The organism is Streptomyces sp. NBC_00376 (assembly GCF_036077095.1).
GTDB lineage: Bacteria > Actinomycetota > Actinomycetes > Streptomycetales > Streptomycetaceae > Streptomyces.
The window spans coordinates 754,617-772,455 of record NZ_CP107960.1 but is presented as its reverse complement, the minus strand read 5'-3'; the positions used below and the strand labels follow the sequence as shown (position 1 = coordinate 772,455).

Below are 17,839 nucleotides of genomic sequence, written 5' to 3'. Positions count from 1 at the left end.
CCCAACACCCCACCCGCGTCAGGAGATCCGAGAAACAGTGCCTACGGCCGGTATCTTCGCCCCCCTGATGCCGAAGGCGATGCGGCTCATCACGGGGAAGGGCACGCCCGTCTTGTGGCCCATGAAGCCCGAGAGGGTCAGCAGGAGGAAGAGCAGCACCGAAGCGAGCGCGAAGGCGGCCAGGATGCCCCACACGTTCAGCCCGAGCGCGAAGAGCCCGATGGCGAATGCGTAGTTGCCGAGGCTGTGTACATCGTTGGCCCAGAGGGTGAAGACGTTGTAGGCGCCCCAACGGCGCCCTTCCTTCTTCGTCGGGGCGAGATCGTACGTGTACAGACCAGAACTGGCGGTGCCGTCGGTCTCCACGGACGATCGGTCATCCACGGCAGTCATATGGAGCTCCGGGGAGTGGCGATGGGGGAATGTTTCAAAGTTTCCACATAATGGAAGTGAACTTCCGTTGGCCAAAAACGTAGTTTTAGCCAACTCCACCGTCAAGGGTTTGGAGGTAATGACTTCGGCAAGCGGACATACCGTCCGCGATCGAGGCGAATGCGCTCCGGTGGTGACGTATGCGTGACATGCCGGGCCGGGTAAATCAGGGCAAGTCTTCAGATATTGGGGAGTGTTGTGTTGTGAATCGCCGTGTGTGGGAGTGGTGAAAACACTCCCACGCACGGCGAAGAGGCAGTGTGATCGGCGCCCGGAGGGCAGCCGGCGGAGCCGGGTGAGCAGGGGTTACGCGGCCGTCGGTGCGCCGGGGACGCGACGGCTGCCGCCGTTGTGCTCCTGCCACAGCCGGTACACATCGACAGCGGCGTCGTTCGGCTCGTGGCGCATGGGGAGGCGCCGCTCGGTGTAGTCCTTGGCGAATTCACCGTAGAAGGTGTCGAGCTCGAAGTACTTGCGGTCGTCCACGTAGTGCGGCTCGTAGGCATCGCGGGTGGTGAGGAAGACGACCTCGTCGGGGGAGCAGTAGTACAGCGATCCCAGGCACATCGGGCAAGGGTGGGCGAGCACGTAGATGGTCGTGCCGACCAGGTGCTCGGTGCCGAGCTTCTGGCAGGCGTCCCGGATGGCGAGGATCTCTGCGTGGGCGGTGGGGTCGTTGGTCTGGGCCACCATGTTGGGGCTCTCGGCGAGGATCTCGCCGTCCTTGACGATGACGGTGGCGAAGGGGCGTCCGCCCTCCTCCACGTTCTTGCGGGCGATGTCGATGGTGCGCTGGGCGACGTCCATGGTGGAGCCTCCGGTGAGAGACGGCTGGCGCCGGTGTCGGTTCCGGTGTCGGTGAAGAGGTCGGCGGGCGTGGCCGGCGTGGCCGTGCGGCATGGGTCGGCCCCGCCCGTCATGAGCTGATGTGCTGTCAGAAGGGCTTGGTCGGAAGGTACTTGCCGTCCAGGGTGATCACGGCGCGCTCGCCGCCCTCGGGGTCGGTGACCTTCTTCACGTCGAGCTTGAAGTTGATCGCGGAGATGATTCCGTCGCCGAACTGCTCGTGGACCAGGGCCTTGAGGGTGGTGCCGTAGACCTGGAGCATCTCGTAGAAGCGGTAGATGGTCGGGTCGGTGGGGATGCCGCCGGGGATCGAGCCGCGGGTCGGGATGGTCTGGAGCAGCATGGCCGCGTCCTCGTCCAGGCCGAGGAGCTCGGCGACGGCCTCGGCGGAGGCGGCCGGGAGGGCGTGCTGGCCGAGGACGGCGGCGGTGACGAACGCGACGGACAGTCCGGCGGCGTCCGCGATCTGCTGCCACGACAGGTCCTTGCGGACCTTGGCCTCGACGGCGGCGGCGGCGAGCAGCTGGCGGGCGGTGGGGTCGAACTGGGCATGCACCATGAGGGGGGTTCCTTTCGGTTCGGTGCACCGGCCTCGGGGTGCGGCCGGGTGGGTCTGTGTGTGGGGGGTGTGGGGGAGCGGCGGGTGGTTGTGGGGGTGATCAGGCCGCTACCAGGGCGGCGTCGACCGGATCGACGGTCCCGGTGGCGATGTCGAAGACCCAGCCGTGCAGTGTGAGTGTGCGGTGGGCCAGGGCGCGGGCCACGGAGGGGTGCGTGGTGAGGTTCTGCAGTTGTGCGGCCACGTTGGCCCGCACCAGGGCGGCCACCTTGGCCGGTCCGGACTCGGCCGGTGCGGCGGCGGCACGGGCCCGCGCGGCATCCGCGTGCCGCAGCCAGCTGGCGACGACCGGCGCCGCGCTCAGGTCGTGCCCCTCCGCCAGGGCGGTCATCGCGCCGCAGGAGGAGTGGCCGCAGATGACGACGTCGGTCACGTGCAGCACGGTGACGGCGTACTCGATGCTGGCAGCGATGCCGTCCGGGCCGACGGCGTGGGCCGGGACCAGATTGCCGGCCGTGCGGATGACGAACAGCTCGCCCGGGTCGCTCTGTGTGATCAGTTCGGGGACCACTCGGGCGTCGGAGCAGCCGATGAACAGTGTCTTCGGCCGGTGAGTGGTGGCCAGGTCGGCGAAGAGCTCCGCCTTTGCCGGAAAGACATCGCGGCGGAAACGCGCGAGGCCGTCCGTGAGGTCGTGCATCGGTCACTCCCTTCGGTGAATGTCGGCCCGACGGGCTGACGAGATCCACCATGCATGAGCTCCGCCTATAGTGTCCAAGTCTTGCTATCCATAATTTCCATAGGTCATATCAATGGCTTAAGGGTGCGAGAGGGCGGGCCCGCCGACCAGGGGTCCATAGTTGGCGAGATGCCCTCGTGGGGATATCGATTGGGCTTCTCTATACTCGGAGCATGGGTCCGGAACTACGTCACCTCCGCTATCTGATCGCGGTGGCCGAGCACGGCAACTTCACGCGCGCCGCCGAAGAGCTGCGCATCTCCCAGCCGACGCTGTCGCAGCAGATCAAGCAGCTGGAGCGCGTCGTGGGTGTCCAGTTGCTCGACCGCAGCGGCCGCAGTGTCCGCCCCACCGACGCGGGCGAGGCCTATGTGCACTACGCGCGGCGGGCGCTGCGCGAGCTGGCCGCCGCCGACCGTGCCGTACTCGATGTCGCCGACCTTTCCCGTGGGCATCTGCGCCTCGCGGTGACGCCGACGTTCACCGCGTACCTGATCGGCCCACTGGTGGAGGCGTTGCGCACGCACCATCCCGGCATCACGCTGGATCTGCGGGAGATGACCCAGGACCGCATCGAGGCGAGCCTGCTGGCCGACGATCTCGATCTCGGGATCGCCTTCGCGGGAACCCATCTGCCCGGCATCACCGCGACCGCGCTGTTCACCGAGACCCTCAGCCTCGTCGTCACCACGGACCGCGCCCAGGACCAAGGCGACCGGCCGCTGCCGGTACGTGACCTGGTGGACCAGCAACTCGCGCTGCTCAGCGGCGACTTCGCCACCCGGATCCATATCGACGGCTACTTCGCGCAGCATCGTGTCAGCCCGCCGATCGCCGTGGAGGCCAACACCATCCAGGCCCTGACGGAGATCGTCCGGCGCACCGGCCTGCTGGCCACCGTGCTGCCCGACGCGGTGACGGACGACCACCCGCATCTCCGGCCGATTCCCATCGACCCTCCGCTGCCCGCCCGCGTCGCCACCCTGCTGCACCGGCAGAGCGCCTACGAGAGCGCCGCCGCGCGCGCCTTCACTCGGATCGCCCACGACCTGGTCCGCGCGCGCGGCTACGCACCGGCCTGAGAATCCCGTCCCGTGGACGGCGAACCGAACAACGACTTCGAGTGATGAGAGAATTGAGGACATGACAGGGTCTGGGGAGTTCGAGCCCGAGTCGGAGCGGGTCACGCGCCTGCTGCGTGACGAGATCATCGACGGTGTGCGTGAGCCGGGCAGCAAACTCGTCGAGCGCGAGCTCGCCGCGGAGCTCGGTGTGAGCAGGCTGCCCATCCGAGAGGCCCTGAAGGCGCTGGTCACCGAGGGGCTGGTCACGCCGAGGCCGCGGACCTGGGCCGTCGTACGGGAGTTCACGCCGGCGGACGTCGAGGACCTGGACGAGGTACGCGCGGCGCTTGAGACGCTGACCTTCCGGCTCGCCGCCCAGCGGCGCACCCGCGCGGGACTGGAGAAGCTCCGTTCGGATCTCGACGCCGAGCTGAAGGCGGCGGAGAAGGGCGACGCCGTACGGGCCCACCGCGCCGCCGCCGACTTCCACGAGACGGTGACCGAGCTCGCCGACAACGAACTCCTGAACGAGCTCCAGAGCACCCTGAGAAGCAGGATGCGCTGGCTGCTGGGGCAGCACGACGACCTGGCGGGCGTCGCGCAGGAGCACGAAGGGCTGTACCAGGCGATCGCGGAGCGGGACGTCGCGACCGTCGAACAGCTGGCCAGTACGCACCTGGTGACAGGCCGCAACGCGGCCGCCGCGCGACGCAAGTCCAAGGGCTGACCGGAGCGGCCCCGCCGGGGCGGCGCGCCCGTCGGCGGGCGCGCCGCCCCCAGGGCCTTTCGTCCGGATCACCCCGGGCTCGCGTGCCCCGGTCCGATCCGGACGACAGACTCTGGCGCACTCAGACGTAGACGATGCCGTCCGGGACATCCGGGCGGATCTCCGTGCCGATGTTCCGGTCGAGGAGGTCGTCGAGCCGTTCGAGGGGGCCGATGAGAGCCCGCCCGCCGGCCTGGGCGACCCGTACGGCGGCGTCGACCTTCGGCTTCATCGACCCCTCGGCGAAGGCCAGCCGGGAGATCGCCTCCGGTGAGGCCGTTAGAATGTCCCGCTGCTCGGCCGTCCCCCAGTTCTCGCTGACGAAGTCACCGTCCGTCAGCATCACCAGCATGTCCGCCTTGAGTTCCGCGGCCAGGGCCGCCGAGGCGAGGTCCTTGTCGACGACCGCCTGCAGGCCGGTCTGCCGCCCCTTGCTGTCGGTCCGTACGGGCACGCCGCCACCGCCGACGCAGACGACGAGGTGCTGGTTCTCCAGCAGTGTGCGCACAAGCGGCGCCTGGACGATGCGTACGGGCGAGGGGGAGGGCACGACCCGGCGGAAGGCGGCGCCGTCGCGCGCGATGGTCCAGCGGTACTCGGCCGCGGCCTCGGCCGCGTCCTGCGCCGAGTACTGGGGGCCGATCAGCTTGGTGGGGTGCTCGAACGCGGGATCGTTCTCGTCGACCACGGTGGTGGTGAGTACCGCCGCGACCTCGCGTTCACCGGCGAGCGCGTTCGACAGCTCCTGCTGGATGACGTAGCCGATCATCCCCTGCGTCTCCGCGCCGAGTATGTCGAGAGGGTAGGCCGCGACGTCCTGGTACGCGAGATTCTGCAACGCGAGAAGTCCCACCTGCGGCCCGTTGCCGTGGGTGATGACGACCTCGTGCTCGCGGGCCAGGCCCGCCAGGGCCTCGCAGGATGTTCTGACGTTCGCCCGCAACCGGTCGGCCGTCATCGGCTCCCCCCGCCGGGCCAGCGCGTTGCCACCGAGAGCCACCACGATGCGCATGGAATTCCTCCTCAGACGTGTAGTAGGGCTTTGTTAGGTACCCCGATTGATCATCTCCAGATAGGTTGTGATGTTCTTTCAGGTGTGACGCCCGAGGAGATGGACACGGTCCGCACACGCTTGGAGGCGTTCGCGGCGGAGATGCTCGGTTCTCTGGCCCGGCGGGATCAGCGAGCCAAGGGCGAGCTGTACCTGCGCGGGCTGATGCTGGACGGCAAGCGCAAGTCGATGCAGCCGATGGCCGAGCGCCTGGGCGTGGACCACCAGCAGCTCCAGCAGTTCGTGGCCTCCTCGACCTGGGACTGGGCCAAGGTCCGTGAGCGGCTGGCTCGTTGGGCTGCCGCTCACATCTCGCCGGAGGCGTACGCGATCGACGATGTGGGCTTTCCCAAGGACGGCTACGACTCACCGGGTGTGGCGCGGATGTACTGCGGTGCGCTGGGAAAGCGCGGCAACTGCCAGATCGGCGTCAGCGTCAATCTGGTCAGCGACCACGCTTCCTCGGCGGTCAACTGGCGCCTGTTTCTGCCCGAGAGCTGGGACGACACCAAGAACACCGGCGATGCGCTGCTGACCGGGGCGATCCAGCGCCGACGCGCCAAGGCGGCCATCCCCGACAGCGAGCGGCACAGGGAGAAGTGGCGCCTGGCCCTGGACATGCTCGACGAGGTCCGCGAGGGCTGGGAACTTCCTGACCTGCCGGTGGTCGCCGACGCCGGATACGGCGACGCGACCGGCTTCCGCGAGGGCCTGACCGAGCGCGACCTGGCCTACGCCGTCGCGGTCAAGGGCACCACCACCGCCTACCCGGGCGACGCCGTCCCCGAGCGCCCGCCCTACAGCGGCCAGGGCCGCCCGCCCGGACCGGCCTACCCCGGTCAGCACAGCACTCTGCGCCAACTCGTCCTGGACACAGGGCGATCGGCGGCACGAACCGTGACCTGGCGCCAGGGAAGCAAGACCACGAAGCACAATCCCCGCGCCGAGATGCGCTCGCGGTTCCTGGCACTGCGGGTCCGACCCGCAAACCGGACGATCCGCCGCGCCGTCGACGGCTCCCTGCCCGAGTGCTGGCTGCTGGCCGAATGGCCGCCCGGCGCCGCCGAGCCCACCGACTACTGGCTCTCCACCCTGCCTGCCGAGACCCCGCTGCGCGAACTGGTCCGCATCGCCAAGATCCGCTGGCGCGTTGAACACGACTACCGCGAGCTCAAGGACGGTCTGGGCCTGGACCACTTCGAGGGCCGCAACTTCCCCGGCTGGCACCGCCACGTCACCCTCGCCTCCCTCGCCCAGGCGTTCTGCACCATGCTCAGGCTCGACCCAAAGCGCCTGCGCCGGCCTGACCCTCTACGCGGTCCTCCGCGCGCTTCAGGCCCTCCTGGCCACCTGGACCGGCGCCTGCTCGATATGCGGCCAACCCGCACCAACACCAGAACCACACCACAGGACCTAACAAAGCCCTAGTAGGCCTCTGTATCGCCAAATGGTATACCAGAAGCAGTGCAGCGCCGGGGAACACCGTGGACCGGCGGAGTCCCGACAAGGAGGGTGCGCATATGACGTCCACCCGGTGCGACGCCGCCGTACTGCGCGCACTGTCCGCGGACGCGGTGCTCCTGGACCAGCTGCGGACACCCGGTGCCGACGGTCGTGTCGACACCGTGTTCCGGCACGTCATCAATGTGCTGACCTCCGATGGGCAGCTCATCGCACTCGCCTCCCGGTCGAGCGGTGACGCCCCCCGGACCCTTGTCGTCGACGTCGAGGACTGGAGCGGCAGCGCCGTCGAGGCCGGGCAGGTGGTGCGGTTTGCGGCGGGGGTGATCCTGCTCCCCGCCCCCGCGGGGGATTTCCGGATCGACATCCGAGCGGCGCGTCGATGGAATCCCATCCCCGTGTCGCTGGGACACCTCGGCGATGACCACCTCGCCGTGGCCACCCGCGCCCTCGGCCACCTGCTGCGTTCCCACGGAGTGCCCGGCGGCATGCTCGCCGGCCCACCGGACGCCCCGCCGATGGACGCGGCCGTCGGCCGGGCACTCGTCGCCGGACGGGACGCGTTCGTGCACGCGGTGCGGCTCCAGGACGACGAGGGCACACGCCGCGCCGTACTCGGCCTCCTGGGACTGGGGCCGGGCCTGACCCCGGCCGGCGACGACTTCCTCACCGGACCGGCCCTGCTTTCCGCGCTGACCGGCACCCGCCTGCGTCCCTTCGCCCGCACCCTCGCCGCAGTGCTCGGCGACCACCCCGGGCGGACAACGCTGCTGAGCCTGACGACCCTGCGCGAAGCCCTGGCCGGGCGCGTACGCGACCCCTGGCCGGCGGTACTGCACGCCCTCGCCGCGACCGCCGGCCGCAGCGAGGCTCAGGTCACCGAAACCCTCCGCAACCCGGTCCGCCGCGCGCTGGCCATCGGCCACACCTCCGGCACCGACACCCTGTCCGGCCTGCTGACCGGACTCCACCTGGAAAGAGAACTGCGAGGTTCGCTGTGAGCATCACAGCAGTCATCAAGAAGAACACCTATTTCGACTCGGTGTCGCTGATGTCCATCTCCACCAAGGCCAACACCCTGGACGGGGTGGACCAGGCCTTCGTGGCCATGGGCACCGAGATGAACAAAGGCGTGCTGAACAACCTCGGTCTCCTCACGACCGAGCTCGAGGCCGCCACCAACGGCGACCTCGTGATCGTCCTCGTAACGCGTGAGGACACCGACACCGAACAGGTGCTGACCGAGGTCGAAGCCCTCCTCGTGCACAAGAAGCCGGCCGGCGGGGCCCACACGGTCACCCACCGGACGGTCGCGGCGGCCGCGGCGGACAACCCGGACGCCAACCTCGCGGTGATCGCGGTCAACGGCGCCTACGCCGGACGCGAGGCCCGCAAGGCCCTGGAGAACAACCTGCACGTGATGCTCTTCAGCGACAACGTCACCGTCGAGGAGGAGATCGCCCTCAAGCGGTACGCCCATGACCACGGGCTGCTCATGATGGGACCGGACTGCGGCACCGCCATCATCAACAACGTGGCCCTGTGCTTCGGCAACGCGGTACGCCCCGGAAGCGTCGGAGTCGTCGCCGCATCGGGCACCGGCGCGCAGGAGGTCAGCGTCCGCATCCACGCGCTGGGAGCGGGGATCTCCCAGCTCATCGGCACCGGCGGCCGTGACCTGAGCGAGCAGGTCGGCGGCATCATGATGATCGACGGCATCCGCGCACTGGCCGCCGACCCGGCGACCGATGTGATCGTGCTCGTCTCCAAGCCGCCGGCTCCGGCCGTGGAGAAGAAGGTCCTCGCCGAGATCGCCACCGCCGGCAAGCCCGTCGTCGTCTACTTCGTCGGTGGCTCCCGCGACGCCGTCGCCGAGGCGGGCGGACACTTCGCCGCCGGCAGCCAGGACGCGGCCCTCCAGGCCGTCCGCCTCGGAGTGGACCCCCACGCGGACGTCGAGCCCATCGACAGCGAGCGGGTGGACGAGGTCGTCTCCCGCCTCGCACCGCAACAGCAGTTCGTCCGCGGACTGTTCTGCGGCGGCACCCTGTGCGACGAGTCGATGTACTCCCTGCTTGAGATCAGCGACAACGTGTGGAGCAACATCCAGAAGAGCCCCGAGCGCCGCCTCACCGCCGGCAGCCCCAGCACCGGACACACCTTCCTCGACTTCGGCGACGACGACTTCACCAACGGCCGCCCGCACCCGATGATCGACCCCTCCCTGCGCCTGGCCCGCCTGGTCGAAGAGGCCAAGGACCCCCAGGTCGCCGTCATCGTCATGGACTTCGTACTCGGCTTCGGCGCCCACGAGGACCCGGTCGGCGTCACCCTGCCGGCGATCGCACAGGCCCAGCAGATCGCGGCCCAGGACGGCCGCCACCTGGAGATCGTCGGCTACGTCCTCGGCACCGACCTCGACACCCCGGCCCTCGACGAGCAGGTCGCGGCCCTGGCGGCCGCCGGAGTGAGCGTGACCCGAAGCAGCACCGAGACGGGCGCCTTCGCCCGTGAGATCGCCAGGAAGGTACAGACCGCATGACCAGCCCCATCACCAATCTCTTCGCAGCCGACCTCGATGTCATCAACGTCGGGCTGGCCATGTTCGAAGGGGACATCGCCGCCCAGGGCGCGAACGTCACGACGCTCGACTGGGCCCCGCCCGCCGGCGGCAACCCGGAGATCCTCGCCGTACTGGACGGCCTGGAGGAGACCGCCGTCGCGGCGCGCATCGAGGCGGCCAACGCCGAGGCCGTCGGACGCATCACCAACTCCCGCCCCATGCTGGTCGGTTTCGGCCGCGCCCTCGACGTCGTGCCCGGTATGACCCCGACGACGATCCTGCATGCGGGCCCGCCCATCACCTGGGAGCGCATGGCCGGTGCGATGAAGGGCGCCGTCACCGGAGCCCTCGTCTTCGAGGGCCTGGCCGCCGACCTCGACGAGGCGGCCGCCCTCGCGGCATCCGGCGAGATCACCTTCTCGCCCTGCCACGAACACAACTGCGTCGGCTCGATGGCCGGTGTCACCTCCGCCTCGATGTACATGCACATCGTCCACAACGAGACGTACGGCAACACCGCGTACACCAACCTGTCCGAGCAGATGGCGAAGATCCTGCGGATGGGCGCCAACGACCAGTCGGTGATCGACCGCCTCGTCTGGATGCGTGAGGTCCTCGGCCCCATGCTCAAGGAGGCCATGGAGATCGGCGGTCCCGTCGACCTGCGTCTGCTGCTCTCCCAGGCCCTGCACATGGGCGACGAGTGCCACAACCGCAATGGCGCCGGCACCCTCCTGCTCATGCAGGCGCTCGCGCCGTCGCTCCTGCAGACCGGCTTCACGACCGAGCAGAAGAAGGAGGTCTTCGACTTCATCGCCAGCTCGGACTACTTCTCCGGACCCACCTGGCTGGCCATGGCCAAGGCGGCCATGGACGCCGCCCACGGCATCGAGGGTTCGACGATCGTCACCACGATGGCCCGCAACGGCATCGAGTTCGGCATCCGGGTCAGCGGCCTCCCCGGCAACCAGTGGTTCACCGGCCCCGCCCAGCCGGTCATCGGGCCGATGTTCGCCGGCTACAGGCCCGAGGACGCGGGCCTGGACATCGGTGACAGCGCGATCAGTGAAACCTACGGCTTCGGTGGTTTCGCCATGGCCACTGCACCGGCCATCGTGCCGCTCGTCGGCGGCACCGTGCAGGAAGCCATCGGCTTCACCAGGGACATGGGCGAGATCACGACGACCCAGAACCCCAATGTCACCATCCCGATGCTCGACTTCCAGGGCATCCCCACCGGCATCGACATCCGCAAGGTGCTCTCCACCGGAATCCTGCCGGTCATCAACACCGCCATCGCCCACAAGGAAGCGGGCATCGGCATGATCGGCGCCGGCATCACCCACCCGCCCGTCGAAGTCTTCGACCAGGCCCTCGTGGCCTTCGCAGCCAAGCTGTCCTGACCGCGTGCCAGCCCACCCAGGAGACCAGCCATGAGCAGTCGTCAACCCGCAGCGCAGGACACCGCGGAAGCGGATGCCGCACTCGACTCCGAGTACGAGCACACTCCCGTTCCCGTGGAGCGCCGCAAATCCCTGCTGACCGTGTCGGCCGTCTGGTTCGGATTCCCGATGATCCTGACCAACGCCGTCCCCGGCGGGGTGGTCGTCGCCGTCCTGGGCTTCTGGCGTGGGCTGGCCGCCATCCTCGCCGCCAACCTCGTCATGCTCGTCTACGTCGGACTGCTGAGCCACCGGGCCGGCAGCACCGGCGAGAGCTTCGCCCTCCAGGCCACCCGGACGTTCGGCAGGATCGGCTACGTCATCGCGTCCGGCTTCCTCGCCACGATCGTCGTCGGCTGGTTCGCCTTCAACACCGGCGCCACCGGTGCCACCCTCCACCAGGCCTTCGGCTGGCACGAGCAACTCGTCGCGGTACTGGCCGGGGCCGCGTTCATCGCGATCACGTATCTGGGCATCCGCGCCCTGTCATGGCTGGGCGCGGTGGCCGCCCCCCTGTTCATCGTCGTCGGCGTGATCGCCCTCGTCATCGTGGCCAGGGACCACGACCTCGGCGCGGTCTTCGACTACCAGGGCGCCCCGGGGAACGGCACACTGACCTTCGGCGCCGCGGTCTCGCTCATCATGGCCACCTTCGCCGACTCCGGCACCATGACCGCCGACTTCACCCGCTGGTCCAGGAACGGCAGGGAAGCCGTCCTCGCCACCGCCACCGCGTTCCCCATAGCCAGCCTCGTCGCCCAGATCACCGGCGGCCTGGTCGTGGCGGCCGGAGCGATAGCCTCGGCCCGGACCGTGGGCGGAAACTTCCTGCCCATCCTCACCAGCGGCCACGGAGCCCTCCTGAGCACTCTCGCCGCGGTGTTCGTCTTCGTCAACCTCGGCTCGGTCTGCAGCCACTGCCTCTACAACGGCGCCCTGAGCTGGTCGCACCTGACCAACACCCGGATGCGTCTGATGACCCTGGTCCTGGGCATCATCGGAACCGCCGCCGCACTCGCCGGGGTCTGGAACCACTTCCTCGACTGGCTGGTCGTCCTCAGTGTGTTCGTCCCGCCCCTCGGCGGAGTGCTCATCGCCGACCAGGTCCTCCTGCGCCACCGGCTGAAGGACCGCCCGGACGCGGCGGTGCGCCCCACCGCCTTCATCGCCTGGGTCGCGGGTGCCGCCGCAGGCGGACTCGTCCACCGGTTCGCACCACAACTCTCCGACGCGGTGAGCGGCCTCGTCGTGGCGCTGCTCGTCTACGTTGTGATCGAGCGCACCGCCCTTGCCCGTCCCGCCGCGGTGCAGACCACGTAGGTCATCCGAAAGAGCGGTCCAACTTCTTTGCATAGCAACGGAGTTGGACCGTTCGCATCCCGCTGTCCGGCTGTCACTTGCTCAGCAGCCGGGCGATCTCGTCGAACCCGCGCTGCCGGGCGTGCTGGAGTGCGGTCGTGCCGGTCCTGTCGGCGATGGACGGATCGGCGCCTCCCGCCAGCAGGAGTTCCACGGTCTTCTGGTGGTCCCTCCCGCCGTCGCCGAGGATGACGGCCTCCAACAGGGCGGTCCAGCCGAGGTTGTTGACGTGGTTGACGTCGACCTCGATGTCCGGGTCGGTGGTCACCTCCCGGACGTAGTCGACGTGGCCGTGTTCGCCGGCCGGGATGAGGGAGGTTCCTCCGTACCGGTTGACGACGGTGTAGTCGGGGTCGGCCGCCGCCAGGGTCCTGGCCATGGCCGCGCTGCCGGTCACGCCCGTCACCAGCCACGGTGTGTCGTGCTGCTGGTCGAGGGCGTCCGGGTCGGCACCGGCGTCGACGAGGATCTCGGCGGCCTTGACGTGATCGCCGGTGGCCGCGAGGAGAAGCGGGGTGCGGCGGTCATTGTCGCGGGTCTCCAGATCGGCGCCCCGCTCGATCGCACCGCGCACCGCGCCGACGTCACCGGAACGTGCGGCCTCCAGCAGCTCCCGGTCGGCGGCCGACTGCTTCCCGGACGCCCCGGTGGGGGACAGCGGGCCGGATCCGGTGACCGAGGGCTTCTGCCGGGCGGCATCGCCGTCGGACGGGGCGCCGCACGCGGTCGCCAGCGCGGCCAGGCCGAAGAGCGGGACGATCAGGAGGGCGGCGCGTCGTGTCGGAGACATGGTTCCTCTCAATCCATGGGGTGGCGGGCCCCGGATGGTGCGGGTCCCGCATCGTCCATGTTGGGGGCGCCCGGAGACCCACGCCGTCGCTGAACCGGATGGCGATGCGCGGACGTCGGGGCGACGGTGGTGTCGACCGATCGGATGATGCGGGGCGCGAGCACCTTGCCCACTTCGTATACCAAGAGGGTCGAGCTGGTAAGTCATTAGTGAGGAAACAGCTTATTCCGCGCAGGGTTTCGGGTGAACCCTTGCCTCGCCATGCATCTTGGCATACAAAATGGCTCCCGGTTGTGTATCGGATACATCGGATACGAGGAGCCCGCCATGTGTGTCGAGTCCGTCCCGCCCCCCTCCAGCCGGCTCACGCGCCGTGGTGTGCTGGCAGGGGCCGCAGCGCTGGCGGGAACAGCAGCCGCCCTGTCGGTGGCACCGTCCGCGGTGGCGGCGCAGCCGAGAACACCGGGCAGCACGGCCGCGCACTCGGGCGACCTGGTCGTCGAGGGCGGCACGCTGCTCGACCCGGAGACCGGACACGTCACCGAGGACGCGGTCGTCGTCATCCGCTCCGGCACGGTGCGGGCGGCCGGCCCGCGCGACCGGGTCGAGATCCCGGACGGCGTTCCGGTCCTGGACGCGCACGGCAGTTGGGTGCTTCCCGGTCTCGTCGACGCGCACATCCACCTGAACACCGCCGCCGAGGCGCTCGACGCCGTCCGCCAGGGCGCCACCAGCGCACGCAGCGGCTCCACCAACTTCTACCAGGACATCGCCGTACGGGAACTGGCCCGCCAGGCCCCCGCCCTGGCCCCGCGACTGCGGACAGCGGGCATCTTCGTCACCCCCGACCTGGGTGACACCATCCTGGCCGACACGGACCTCACACCCCTCGCGCGTTCGAAGGACGGCGTCCGTTCCGCCGAGGCGCTGCGCCGGGTCGTCGAGGTGAACGTCGCCCGCGGCGCCGACGTGATCAAGACGCGCGTCAACGAGCGCGCGGGTCTGCCGGAACAGGACCCGCTGGCCCAGGTCTACTCGTACGAGCAGCTCTCCGAGGTCGTGGCGGCGGCACGACGCAGCAGCAAGGGCGTGCTGTGCCACAGCTACAGCGAGCGCGGCTGCGACGACGCGGTCCGGGCCGGCGTGCGCTCCCTGGAGCACGGGGTTTTCGTGGGCGAGCGCACCCTGCACGACATGCGGCGCAGGGGCACCGCCTTCACGCCGACGCTGAGCGCGATCGCCGGACTCGCCGACTCGTCGAACCCGGTGCTGGCCGAGCGCGGGCGTGCGTATCTGCCGGTCCTGAAGGAAGCGGTGCGAACGGCCCACCAGATGGGGATCCTGGTGGTGGCGGGCACCGACTCCTCCGGCGGCAAGGTCAAGCCGATCGGACGCGAGGTGGAGCTGATGCACGCGGCGGGTCTCACGACGCTCGACGCGATCCGCACGGCCACCACCCGGGCCGCCCGGCTCCTCGGCCTGGAAGAGACGGTGGGCCGGCTCGGCCGCGGCTTCGCGGGCGACGTGATCGTGGTGGACGGCGACCCGCTGGCCGATGTGACTGTGCTCAAGCGGCCGCAGCATGTGGTGCGGGCGGGCCTGGTGGTCCGGGGCGCATCCGCATCCTGACGTCAGCCGATCCGGGTCAGGCCGTGCCGGGCGGTGAACCGATCCGGATCAGGCCGTGCCGGACGGCGAACCGGTCCCGATCACGCCGTGCCGGACCGCGAACCGATCCGGATCAGACCCTGCCGGGCCGTGAACCGGACCGGCTCACCGTCCACCGTCACCCTCCGCGCCCATGGCGCGGCGACCTCAAGACCGGTTGCCGCGCTCAGGCCCGACAGGGCGACAACGCGCCGCTCCCGGTCCAACTCCGCAGCCAGCATGCCGAGTTCACGGTCGGCGCGGACCAGTGGCTTACGGCCGTGCAGCAGCACCGTTCCGCCGGCGAGCAGCAGCCGCTCCATGCCGTCCGTCGCTTCCGCGTACGCCACGCGTGCGTCGGAGGCGTACGGGCCGAAGGCCCGCTCGTCGCCCGCCCCGTCGGCGTGCAGGTACCACCCGGAGCTCCGGCCGGCCCCGAAACGCAGCGCGGACGCGCCGACACCGGTGCGCACCCGCGTCACCTCGGCGTTGTCGCCGGAGCCCTCGCGGGTCGGGAGCAGCAGTGTGTCCAGACGGGCCGTTCCCGAGGCCTTCAGGGTGTAGGAGACGTACTTCGCCTCCGAGACGGTGTAGAAGGCCGGTGAGTAGTAGCCGTCATCGAGCCCGGCCGCGAGCGGGCCCGGATCGGACGGAACGATGCGGATGTTGGCACCCGTGGTGAAGGCGCTGCTCGCGGCCTTGCTCGTGGGGTCGACCGAGAGACGGGCATCGGGCAGGGAGTGCCACGTCTGCTGGTACGAGTGCTCGGCCAGGTCGTGCGGAGTGAGTACGTCGGAGACGATCCAGAAGCGCCCGCGGACGAACAGCACCGTGCGGCCGTGCCGGGCGGCTGCCGAGGCGTCGGTCCACCCGTCCGCCAGGTCGAACCACGGGCTGTGCGCCTGGCTCAGCCCGGCCGCGGCGTCGAGCACCTGCGGGACGCCGTCGACGGTGACCGTGTTGCGGGACCGGGAGTCGAAGCGCAGCCAGTTCGACTTGGGGTCGCTGCTGTAGCTGAAGGCGCCCATCTCGGGCAGCAGCGGCCTGCCGTACGCGTACACCGCCACATCGAGGTCGTCGCGCACCGAGTGCGGACCGCGGTCGGCGGAGAACCGCAGGTACAGATCCTGCTCGGCCCAGCCGGTGCGCTGCACGGCGGTCCGGGTCACGGGGTAGATCACCGAGGTGTGGCCCGGAGCCCGGCCCGAGGTGCCCCCGGTGGCCACATGGCGCAGCTCCTCGTCGGCCAGCAGATCGGCCAGGACGGTGAGGCCCGGCGACCAGTCGGCGGTGCCCGAGTCCCCGTACGACGGGTCGCGGACGTCGGGGTACGCCTGGTCGGCGAGGTACCACGACAGGGCGCGCAGATCCTCACCGGCCGCGAAGCTCTCCCCATTGGCCTTGAGCAGGGCGGCGTTCTTGCCGAAGGTCTGGGCGACCCCCATCGCGTAGCCGGAACTCGCCTCGACGTAGCCCCCGTCCGGGTACAACGCGGAGCGCAACTGATCGCCGAGGAACGTCTGAGCATCGGCCAGCCACTGCGAACTTCCCTTGAACTCCGGGAAATACAGAGCGAGTCCGAGCAGCGTGCTCCGGATCGAGATCATCCAGTTGGGGGTGTTGGAGGTGGTCGTCGCCAGATAGCGGGCACCGGCCACGAAAGCCCGCAGAAGCGTGATGTTGGTCCCTGCAGTGAGGGAGGAACTGGTGCGCAGCACGTCGTACGCATAGGTCCAGTTGAGGTATCGCCAGCAGGCGTCCAGATTGCGCGGGAAGCCCGGCACCCCGCCGGGATAGCCTGCGGCATCCTGGATGAAGTCCGTCATCAGGGCGAGCAGCCCGGCGGCGAGCCTCTCGTCCCCCGAGGCGCGGTACGCGTCGGCCACGGGGCCCGCGAAGTAGAAGCGCGGCAGCTGGTAGCTGTACTCGGGGTCGGAGCCCGCCGGCCCCTTCCAGTCGAAGCCGCCCGGGTCGCCCTGCCACGAGAAGGTGTTCTGCACGGTGTTGTTCCAGGTGCGCTTCGCCTCGTCGAAGGCCTCCTTCTCCTGGAAGAGGACCACCTGCTTCGGTGCGTCCGCCGTGGCGTTGCGGCCGGTCAGTCTGAGCACGGCCTTCGTCGGTGCGGAGGCGAGAGCGCTCAGATCGAAGCTCAGGTAAGCCTTGCGGGTCTGCGGCCCGTACGGGCCCGTACCCTCGTCCCGCACCTGCAGCTTCGGCTCGCCGCCGAGGACCGTACCGGCCAGGTCACCGTTGGTGATGTAGGTGTCATGGGCGGCCGCCAGGTCATGGACCGTACCGTCGGCCAGCGTCACCGACAGCACGGGACCGCCGCTCGCGGCCTGACGCGAGCGGAACTCGGCTGTGGTCGCCTCCTTGTGACGAGCCATCAGCATGAAGCCGACCCAGCCCGAGCCATGGGCGGAGCGGGCGTTGCGGGTGACGTCGGCGGTCGACTCCGCCTCGGTTCCGGCCACGGTGAGCGTGGAGATGTATGCCTCGCCGGTGCCCAGGGTCCAGAAGTGGTCGAGGAACAGCTCTTCCTGACCGGCGACGAAGATGTTGTTCTGTACCCAGGGCGGCGGAGTGCGTCCCTCGCGGGTGCGGTAGTAGGCCAGCAGGGCGGCCGAAGCCCGTTCGTACGCCCCGGACTTCGCGGCCGTCTCGACCTCGGCGAGCGCACCGAACGTCGCGTAGTCGAGCGCGGGCTCCTTCGTCCAGGTGCTGGTGGCGGGGTTCCAGACACCGAAGAACTCGTCCTCGGACGGCACCGGTGCGGCGGCGGCCGGGATCGACGCGAACAGCCCGCCCGCGCTGACGGCGAGTGTTGTGGCGATGGCTGCGCGCAGCACAGCCCTGCGGCCGAACTCCATGGCTGCTCCCGAGATCCAGTGATGCACGAAACTGCGCGCCCGGTCACCGTGTGTGACCGCCGCCCCTCTGCTGCCGTTACGAGATGCAGGGAATCTAGAGCGCTTACTATCGGCGGTCAAGGCTCCCGACCTCGGTGATCGGCCGCTCCATGGCGGGGTGAACCCTCGTCTCCGGAAGGGTGGTTGGAAACGCTTACTGTCGTGTGACGGAGGCAGAGATCGAACGGTCACGTGAGGCTTGCGGCCTGTT

Annotated in this window: 13 protein-coding genes and 2 pseudogenes; 8 read left to right on the top strand and 7 right to left on the bottom strand. The window is 69.5% G+C overall.

The genetic code is table 11. The annotated features are described in order from the left end of the window. Positions 1–45: 45 nt before the first annotated feature. The 4 genes and pseudogenes from OG842_RS03620 to OG842_RS03605 all read right to left on the bottom strand — a co-directional run. A pseudogene (locus OG842_RS03620) lies at positions 46–393 on the bottom strand (cytosine permease); the annotation flags it as partial. Positions 394–738: 345 nt separating this feature from the next. Beyond that, a complete protein-coding gene (locus OG842_RS03615) occupies positions 739–1,239 on the bottom strand; it encodes a nucleoside deaminase (protein ID WP_266727354.1) in 501 nt (166 codons plus the stop codon). Positions 1,240–1,366: 127 nt separating this feature from the next. Further along, positions 1,367–1,837, bottom strand: coding sequence for a cyanase (cynS, locus tag OG842_RS03610; RefSeq protein WP_266727352.1), 471 nt, complete (start codon positions 1,835–1,837; stop codon positions 1,367–1,369). Positions 1,838–1,937: 100 nt separating this feature from the next. Beyond that, complete coding sequence (locus tag OG842_RS03605) at positions 1,938–2,537, bottom strand: carbonic anhydrase (protein WP_266727350.1); 600 nt, start codon at positions 2,535–2,537, stop codon at positions 1,938–1,940. Between the two features lie 212 nt (positions 2,538–2,749). Here OG842_RS03605 and cynR point away from each other — a divergent pair, with 212 nt between their 5' ends. Both cynR and OG842_RS03595 read left to right on the top strand, forming a co-directional pair. Further along, a complete protein-coding gene (gene cynR, locus OG842_RS03600; protein WP_266727349.1) occupies positions 2,750–3,658 on the top strand; it encodes a transcriptional regulator CynR in 909 nt (302 codons plus the stop codon). 61 nt (positions 3,659–3,719) lie between these two features. Continuing rightward, the gene (locus OG842_RS03595) at positions 3,720–4,367 is read left to right on the top strand and encodes a GntR family transcriptional regulator (protein WP_266727347.1); all 648 of its coding nucleotides are present in this window, start codon (positions 3,720–3,722) and stop codon (positions 4,365–4,367) included. A 121-nt stretch (positions 4,368–4,488) separates the two neighbouring features. On the opposite strand, the gene OG842_RS03590 is transcribed toward OG842_RS03595, so the two are convergent. Next, complete coding sequence (locus OG842_RS03590) at positions 4,489–5,418, bottom strand: carbamate kinase (RefSeq protein WP_266727345.1); 930 nt, start codon at positions 5,416–5,418, stop codon at positions 4,489–4,491. An 84-nt stretch (positions 5,419–5,502) separates the two neighbouring features. Between OG842_RS03590 and OG842_RS03585 the strand changes: the two are divergent. The 5 genes and pseudogenes from OG842_RS03585 to OG842_RS03565 all read left to right on the top strand — a co-directional run. Further along, positions 5,503–6,792 (top strand): annotated as a pseudogene (locus OG842_RS03585) (IS701 family transposase); the annotation flags it as partial. Between the two features lie 185 nt (positions 6,793–6,977). Then, positions 6,978–7,919, top strand: a complete 942-nt coding sequence (locus OG842_RS03580; protein ID WP_266727343.1) for an oxamate carbamoyltransferase subunit AllH family protein — start codon at positions 6,978–6,980, stop codon at positions 7,917–7,919. Further along, on the top strand, positions 7,916–9,460 hold the full coding sequence (gene fdrA, locus OG842_RS03575; RefSeq protein ID WP_266727341.1) for an acyl-CoA synthetase FdrA: 1,545 nt from the start codon (positions 7,916–7,918) through the stop codon (positions 9,458–9,460). The genes OG842_RS03580 and fdrA overlap by 4 nt, the downstream gene beginning before the upstream one ends. Continuing rightward, on the top strand, positions 9,457–10,884 hold the full coding sequence (locus OG842_RS03570) for a DUF1116 domain-containing protein (RefSeq protein ID WP_266727339.1): 1,428 nt from the start codon (positions 9,457–9,459) through the stop codon (positions 10,882–10,884). Before fdrA ends, OG842_RS03570 begins: the two co-directional genes overlap by 4 nt. A 30-nt stretch (positions 10,885–10,914) precedes the next feature. After that, positions 10,915–12,243 carry a cytosine permease gene (locus OG842_RS03565; protein ID WP_266727338.1) on the top strand — a complete coding sequence of 443 codons (1,329 nt, stop codon included), beginning with the start codon at positions 10,915–10,917 and terminating at the stop codon, positions 12,241–12,243. A gap of 73 nt (positions 12,244–12,316) precedes the next feature. Here OG842_RS03565 and OG842_RS03560 read toward each other — a convergent pair whose 3' ends face one another. Continuing rightward, positions 12,317–12,940, bottom strand: a complete 624-nt coding sequence (locus OG842_RS03560) for an ankyrin repeat domain-containing protein (protein ID WP_266733417.1) — start codon at positions 12,938–12,940, stop codon at positions 12,317–12,319. Between the two features lie 459 nt (positions 12,941–13,399). Here OG842_RS03560 and OG842_RS03555 point away from each other — a divergent pair, with 459 nt between their 5' ends. Next, positions 13,400–14,701, top strand: coding sequence for an amidohydrolase family protein (locus tag OG842_RS03555; RefSeq protein WP_266727336.1), 1,302 nt, complete (start codon positions 13,400–13,402; stop codon positions 14,699–14,701). A gap of 80 nt (positions 14,702–14,781) precedes the next feature. On the opposite strand, the gene OG842_RS03550 is transcribed toward OG842_RS03555, so the two are convergent. Continuing rightward, a complete protein-coding gene (locus OG842_RS03550) occupies positions 14,782–17,589 on the bottom strand; it encodes a heparinase II/III family protein (protein ID WP_266727334.1) in 2,808 nt (935 codons plus the stop codon). Positions 17,590–17,839 lie beyond the last annotated feature (250 nt).

Coding starts and splice junctions, on each gene's coding strand:
- OG842_RS03590 (WP_266727345.1), bottom strand. CDS start 5,418: ATGCGCATCGTGGTGGCTCTCGGTGGCAACGCGCTGGCCCGGCGGGGG.
- OG842_RS03565 (WP_266727338.1), top strand. CDS start 10,915: ATGAGCAGTCGTCAACCCGCAGCGCAGGACACCGCGGAAGCGGATGCC.
- OG842_RS03550 (WP_266727334.1), bottom strand. CDS start 17,589: ATGGAGTTCGGCCGCAGGGCTGTGCTGCGCGCAGCCATCGCCACAACA.
- OG842_RS03555 (WP_266727336.1), top strand. CDS start 13,400: ATGTGTGTCGAGTCCGTCCCGCCCCCCTCCAGCCGGCTCACGCGCCGT.
- OG842_RS03570 (WP_266727339.1), top strand. CDS start 9,457: ATGACCAGCCCCATCACCAATCTCTTCGCAGCCGACCTCGATGTCATC.
- cynR (WP_266727349.1), top strand. CDS start 2,750: ATGGGTCCGGAACTACGTCACCTCCGCTATCTGATCGCGGTGGCCGAG.
- OG842_RS03605 (WP_266727350.1), bottom strand. CDS start 2,537: ATGCACGACCTCACGGACGGCCTCGCGCGTTTCCGCCGCGATGTCTTT.
- OG842_RS03595 (WP_266727347.1), top strand. CDS start 3,720: ATGACAGGGTCTGGGGAGTTCGAGCCCGAGTCGGAGCGGGTCACGCGC.
- cynS (WP_266727352.1), bottom strand. CDS start 1,837: ATGGTGCATGCCCAGTTCGACCCCACCGCCCGCCAGCTGCTCGCCGCC.
- OG842_RS03580 (WP_266727343.1), top strand. CDS start 6,978: ATGACGTCCACCCGGTGCGACGCCGCCGTACTGCGCGCACTGTCCGCG.
- OG842_RS03615 (WP_266727354.1), bottom strand. CDS start 1,239: ATGGACGTCGCCCAGCGCACCATCGACATCGCCCGCAAGAACGTGGAG.